The sequence below is a fragment of the Micromonospora sp. NBS 11-29 genome, from assembly GCF_002140155.1.
In the GTDB taxonomy this organism is placed as follows: Bacteria; Actinomycetota; Actinomycetes; order Mycobacteriales; family Micromonosporaceae; genus Micromonospora.
In genome coordinates this window covers 102,141-108,346 of sequence record NZ_NAPR01000031.1, presented here as the reverse complement: position 1 = coordinate 108,346, position 6,206 = coordinate 102,141, and the positions used below count along the sequence as shown (strand labels likewise).

Here is a 6,206-nt window from a genome sequence, read left to right as displayed (position 1 = left end):
CGAGTCGGTGTTGCGAGCCCCGCAGTCGCGAACGAAGGGTGGCGTGGCGTGAGCGACGACGACTTCGGCGGCTGGGTGGAGTTGCGCGAGCCGGAGGTCGAGGCCGACGAGCCCACCGGCCCGCAGCCCGTGGTGGCCGTGGTCGGCCGTCCCAACGTGGGCAAGTCCACACTGGTCAACCGCATCATCGGCCGCCGTCAGGCGGTCGTCGAGGACATCCCCGGCGTGACCCGGGACCGGGTGCCCTACGACGCGCAGTGGAACGGCCGGGCGTTCACCGTGGTGGACACCGGCGGTTGGGAGCCCGACGCCAAGGACCGGGCCGCGGCCATCGCCGCCCAGGCCGAGATCGCCGTGGGCACCGCCGACGTGGTGCTGTTCGTGGTGGACGCCATGGTCGGCTCGACCGATGTGGACGAGGCCGCGGTGAAGATGCTGCGACGCAGCGCCAAGCCGGTGATCCTGGTCGCCAACAAGGCCGACAACACCAGCATCGAGATGGAGGCGACCGCGCTGTGGTCGCTCGGCCTCGGCGAGCCGTTCCCGGTCTCGGCGTTGCACGGCCGCGGCTCCGGTGACCTGCTCGACGCCATCATGGAGGCGATGCCCGAGGCGCCGGCGATCGTGGAGAACCGGCCGCGCGGCCCGCGTCGGGTGGCCCTGGTGGGGCGCCCCAACGTCGGCAAGTCCAGCCTGCTCAACCGCTTCTCCGGCGAGGAGCGTGCGGTCGTCGACTCGGTCGCCGGCACCACCGTCGACCCGGTGGACAGCCTGGTCGAGATCGGCGGCGAGACCTGGCAACTAGTGGACACCGCCGGCCTGCGCAAGCGGGTCGGCAAGGCCAGCGGCACCGAGTACTACGCCAGCCTGCGCACCGCCGCCGCGATCGAGGCGGCCGAGGTGGCCGTGGTGCTGCTGGACTCCGGCGAGGTCATCAGCGAGCAGGACCAGCGGATCCTGACCATGGTGGTCGAGTCCGGCCGCGCCCTGGTCATCGCGTTCAACAAGTGGGACCTGGTCGACGCCGACCGGCGCTACTACCTCGACAAGGAGATCGACCGGGAGTTGCGCCGCATCCCCTGGGCGATCCGGCTGAACCTGTCGGCGAAGACCGGCCGGGCCGTCGACAAGCTCGCCCCGGCGCTGAACCGGGCGCTCGCGAGCTGGGAGACCCGCATTCCCACCGCACAGCTCAACCAGTGGCTCACCGCGCTGGTCCAGGCCACCCCGCACCCGGTACGCGGCGGCCGCGCCCCGCGCATCCTTTTCGCCACCCAGGCCGGGGTGGCGCCGCCGCGGTTCGTGCTGTTCACCACCGGCCCGCTGGACGCCGGCTACCAGCGGTTCGTGGAGCGCAAGCTGCGCGAGGAGTTTGCCTTCGAGGGCAGCCCGATCGACATCTCGGTGCGGCCGCGCAAGAAGCTCGGTCCGGGCGGCCGNGCCGGGCTGATCCCGGCGGCCCCTTTCCTAGGATGCTCTAGGGGGAGTGGCGTGGGACGCGTGCGGCACGGGAGGGCCTGTGCGCGCGGTGCGAAGATCCTGCGCTAAGCTGTACCGGCTGCCGCGGGGGAGACCGCGCGGGGGCATCGGGACGTGGCGCAGTTTGGTAGCGCACTTGACTGGGGGTCAAGGGGTCGTCGGTTCGAATCCGGCCGTCCCGACAGCACGAAAAGAGGCCGTCGACCGGGGTGTTAGCCCTGGTCAACGGCCTCTAATTCGTACTGGAACAGTGGGGATTTGCTGATCTAGACGGCGCGTAGCTGGGGACCACTTGGGGACCGGCGAGCCTTCAAGTGAGCGCTGAGGGCTGCTCCAGCGTCCGTGATCGACTGCCGGTCAGGGTGCAGGTATCGCTGTGTCGTCGTCAGCGACCCGTGACCGGCGATCTTCCGCAGTACGTGCACCGGAACTCCGGCGTCGGCCATCCAGGTCAGCCCGGTGTGCCGTAGGTCGTGCCGGCGTAGGTGTTCGTAGCCCAGCTTCGTCACTACCTCATCCCAATGGGTCGCGTCCCGCAGCACAGCAGTGCTGATCCTTCCACCACGCGGCCCGGTAAACAGTCGAGAGTGCGGATCGGCCACCGAGTCCAGGCGGCGAGTGACGATCGGTCGTACCTCTTCGATCAGCGGCACCATGCGGGCGCGCTTTCCCTTCGTTCCCTTGTCGATAAGGCCACCGGGACCGGGCGTGGTCTGGCGGCGGACGGTCCACATCCACGTTGCCCGGTCGATGTCCTCGGCGCGGACGCCGGACACCTCGCCGATCCGCGCGGCCGTGCACGCGGCGAAAATTGTCACGTCGCCCCAACCGGGAAACGTGTTCGTGGATCGTTCGACCAGTGCGGCGGCGAGCTGTGTCAGCGCTTCCCAGTGGGGCAGAGCCAGCGTGCGTGGGTTGTCCAACTCGTCTTCCGCCCACTGGTATTCGCGTTGCCACCCGGTGACCTGAGCGGGATTTCGCGCGATGATGTCGTCACGTACGGCTTGCTGCATTACTCGGACCAGCACGGCAAGGCTGTTCTTGACCGTCAAATCAGCGGCACCGAGCCGGCGGCGGTCGCGGGAATGCGATTCGGCACCCCTGAGCATGCCAACGCTCTGGCCGCGCTGGTCGCGCGGCAGACCGCGACTCGAAACCGTGCTGATGGGTGGTGGGTGGCGGCGGCTGACCCAACTGCAGCCCAGTACGCACGGACCGCTAGCTACCCTGCTGGTGCCATGCGGAGGGCCGCCGCCTTCTCGGATGGTGCGACTAGGCCCGTGGACCAGATGAAGATCTATAGCTGGCCGGAATACCTTGACCTGCTCGACAAGGTTGGGCCGGCAGGTCTGATCGGGCATGTCCGGTCGATCGAGTCAGACGACCCACACGGGGACCGGTACCCAAGGACCAAGCGGCACGATGACGCCTCGTTGGCCCAGCTGTTGGGAAGGTAGCTTCTAGCGGAAGCGATAATGTCCCGCCATCCCCCTATGCTATGCGGATGGCGTTGATCGATATCACCCGGACCAGTGTCCTCAAGGCAATGGCGGAGTTTGATCGCTTAGGTCGTGACGGATTCCTGAAAACCTACGGCTTTGGTCGGGCTTTGTCGTATTTCCTCGAATATGAACAGAAATCCTACGATTCGAAGGCGATTGTAGGCTACGCGCACGGCGAACTATATGGGCGAAAGCGATGGACGTCATCGGACTTCACAGGCGGAGAGTTGACGGTCGCTAGGCATCTGCGTGACAGGCTCGGATTTACGGTCTTGAATCAGAAGGCTATCGACTGGACCCGGGATGAGATCATCATGGCTTGCGACTTGGTGGCGTCGAATGAGTGGAGGGAGCTTCGGGCGCACCACTCATCTGTGATCGAATTGTCGGACTTGCTGCAGAAGTATTGGATGCATACGGGCGAGAAGTTCAGTCCGTCTCATCGGAACCCGAATAGTGTCAGTAGAAAAACCACCGATATTGCCAGCAGGCACCCCGATTACACGGGGAGGGCGACACGGGGAAGTAAGTTGGATCGGATCGTCCTTGCCGACTTCTTGGCAGCGCCGCAGGAGATGCACCGTCAAGCGCGCGCTATTCGAAAGGCAATATCGGAAGGTTGGGGTAATGCAGCAACGGACAGCATGCCTGACGCTGGATTGAGTGAAGCAAGTGTTCAAGAGGGAGGAATCCTTGAGAGGATGCACTTCCGGCGGGATAGGGATAAGGGCATTCGTGACAAAGCCATCAAGCGTCACAAAAGCATACACGGTTTCGTGGCATGCCAGGCTTGCGGCTTCAATTTTGCTGCCACCTACGGACCGCGGGGAGAGGACTATATCGAATGCCACCACAGGGTGCCTCTGTCGGAATCTGGCGAGACGGTCACAAGAGTTACTGACTTCGTCCTGCTCTGCTCCAACTGTCATCGCATGATCCATCGGGTGCGACCGTGGATTACGGTCGATCAGCTCATAGAGATACTCGCGCGGGCTAACGACGAGCGAGCCGCTTAGCCTTCATCTGCATGGCGAGGGATATATCTACCGATTCGCCCCACATTGCTACTGTTGGAGGTTCGGACGCTGCTCATGGCGGAACGTCTGGCGCTGACTTGAAGGCTCGGCGCGCCGAAAATGGCCTCGACGAGGCTGGCTGCAATTGTTAACCTGCCCAAATGGCAGGAACCGACTTGGGATTGGACCTCGTCAAGGGTTGTGGGCTCGCCTTGGCGGAGATGTACGGCGACTGGTACCGCGACCCATGGGCGTGGCCCGAGTACCAGTGGCTGCAGAGCCATCCTGCCTCTCTGTCAGTTTCGGATGTACTTCGAAAGGAGGACGGCGTTCTCATTCCGAGGCATCCGACTTTCTTTCATCCGACTGAAGTGCCGAAAAACCGCCTTGCAGTACGGCCAGCAGTCCTGCAAGACTCTCTTTCTAGAATCTTGTATACCACTGCAGTGGCATCGAATATGGAAAAGATGCACCGATCGCTTCCCGACTGGGTTTATGGATGGCGGTCTCGCAACAGCGGAATTCCCTCCAAGAACCGACTTGAGTGGGCAAGCTATCTGGATTCAATTCCCACAAATCCCGAAGAGGGTCAGCACGGTTTGCAGGTCGATATCTCATCGTTTTTCGCCTCGATCCGTGTCGAAGATCTGTCGGAAATGACCTTTGAGAGAATTGGCAAGACGGCATCTGCTGGTGTCATTGCTAGTGTCATAAGGCAGCACGACGCTTTGGCGACCAGAAGTGGCATCCCGCAGAGAAGCTTCGCCTCGGCGGCGCTGGCCCATCTCTATCTAGGGGCAGTTGATGACGCTCTGGGGGCGGCATCAAACGGCGGCTTGGCACTGGTCACAAGGTGGATGGACGACATTACTGCGCTTGGATCGGAGCCTAAGCTTTACTCGGCGTATCTTGATATCCAGGATCGCATCCGGCATTTGGGGATGGAGCCGAATGCGGCGAAGACGAAGCTGACAAGTGCCGAGGAGGCAATCAAGGAAGTGCGCTTTGAGGGAACCCGCGAACTGGCTGTGCCGAAAAGCGTGATTTGGGCGCAGTCTGGTGCGCCAACCGTCGTGGAAGACATTCCGGCCCTGAAGAGGGTAGAGGAAGCACTGCTGGCGCATCCCGACGACTTCTCGCGTACCTGGCATCGCGCTACTCTTACTGCCTTGATGGCGCGGAACGTATTCGAAAATTGGGAGCACTGGATTAGTGCTGCACCTAAGATCCCGCATGCCGTCGATTCGCTAGGCCGGTACCTAAGGCGATGCGGAGAGCACGATGAAGAAAATCCGACCGTAGAGGATTTTTGGGCACACCTAGAGGAATGGTTTCCGTCATACTGTAACTCGGACTGGGCGAGGGTGGATTGGGTTTGTTCTCAACTGGCTCTAGCCTTTCCGGTTAAACGGGTTACTGAACCCGTGCGAAGGGTGCTGCGAAGCTGGCTTGCCGATAGCGGTGATGCGCAGAAGGTCGCAATAGCGACGCAGCGTCTCTCTTCGGTCGCGCCGGTTGAGTGTAGGGACATCATTCGCGGGAGGCTCGACAAGACATCTGATCCGCTGCTGCTGCGTATATTTGCGCTTGGGCTGCTCACGTCCGGTGCAGGCCGTAGCGTCGTGCGTCCCATCCTTGAGCGTGATCCCCGCAATCTTCTTGTCTCGCTCATGCTGGAGGATCGAGGCTGGCGTGCACCGGTTGTCGCCGAGGACTTTGACGCCGGGCATGACGAATAGACAAAGGCGGTGTCCCACACCATAGGGCGAGTAGGGGAGAGGGGCCCTTTAGGCGCGTCTCCGGTGTCACCGATGTCACCGGCGTCACCGAGAGCCGGTTGAGCTGCCGTAACCACTGGTCTTGGAAGACAAGTTGAGTGACATGGGTTGCGGTAGACCTGATGACGACTAGGCGGCCCGCGAGCGCCGTGCCAGATGCGCTTGACCTACTGAAGGCGTCAGCGCCAGTCGGCGACGGTACCGGAGTGTGCTGGGGACCAGGTGGGGACCACACGTAGTGCTCGATAGTGAGCGGCTTCCCGTCGGGAAAGCGCCCTAACTATGGGCAGGGCGTGTCTGACGTGCGGGAGCGCTTGGCAGATCGTCCTGGGGGTCAAGGGGTCGTCGGTTCGAATCCGGCCGTCCCGACAGCGAGAGGGTTTCCGCAGGTCAGAGACTTGCGGGAGCCCTCTTCTCATTGCTCGGCATGA

At 62.8% G+C, this 6,206-nt stretch carries 2 protein-coding genes, 1 tRNA gene and 2 pseudogenes; 4 read left to right on the top strand and 1 reads right to left on the bottom strand.

The features are described 5' to 3' along the window. Positions 1-75: 75 nt before the first annotated feature. A pseudogene (der, locus tag B1205_RS27420) lies at positions 76-1,437 on the top strand (ribosome biogenesis GTPase Der); the annotation flags it as partial. A 150-nt stretch (positions 1,438-1,587) separates the two neighbouring features. Then, a tRNA-Pro gene (locus B1205_RS27415) sits at positions 1,588-1,661 on the top strand. 84 nt (positions 1,662-1,745) lie between these two features. On the opposite strand, the pseudogene B1205_RS27410 reads toward B1205_RS27415, so the two are convergent. Next, a pseudogene (locus B1205_RS27410) lies at positions 1,746-2,528 on the bottom strand (tyrosine-type recombinase/integrase); the annotation flags it as partial. A 455-nt stretch (positions 2,529-2,983) separates the two neighbouring features. Here B1205_RS27410 and B1205_RS27400 point away from each other — a divergent pair. Further along, a complete protein-coding gene (locus B1205_RS27400) occupies positions 2,984-3,997 on the top strand; it encodes an HNH endonuclease (RefSeq protein ID WP_089158255.1) in 1,014 nt (337 codons plus the stop codon). A gap of 161 nt (positions 3,998-4,158) precedes the next feature. After that, on the top strand, positions 4,159-5,736 hold the full coding sequence (locus B1205_RS27395; RefSeq protein WP_089158227.1) for an RNA-directed DNA polymerase: 1,578 nt from the start codon (positions 4,159-4,161) through the stop codon (positions 5,734-5,736). Positions 5,737-6,206: the final 470 nt, after the last annotated feature.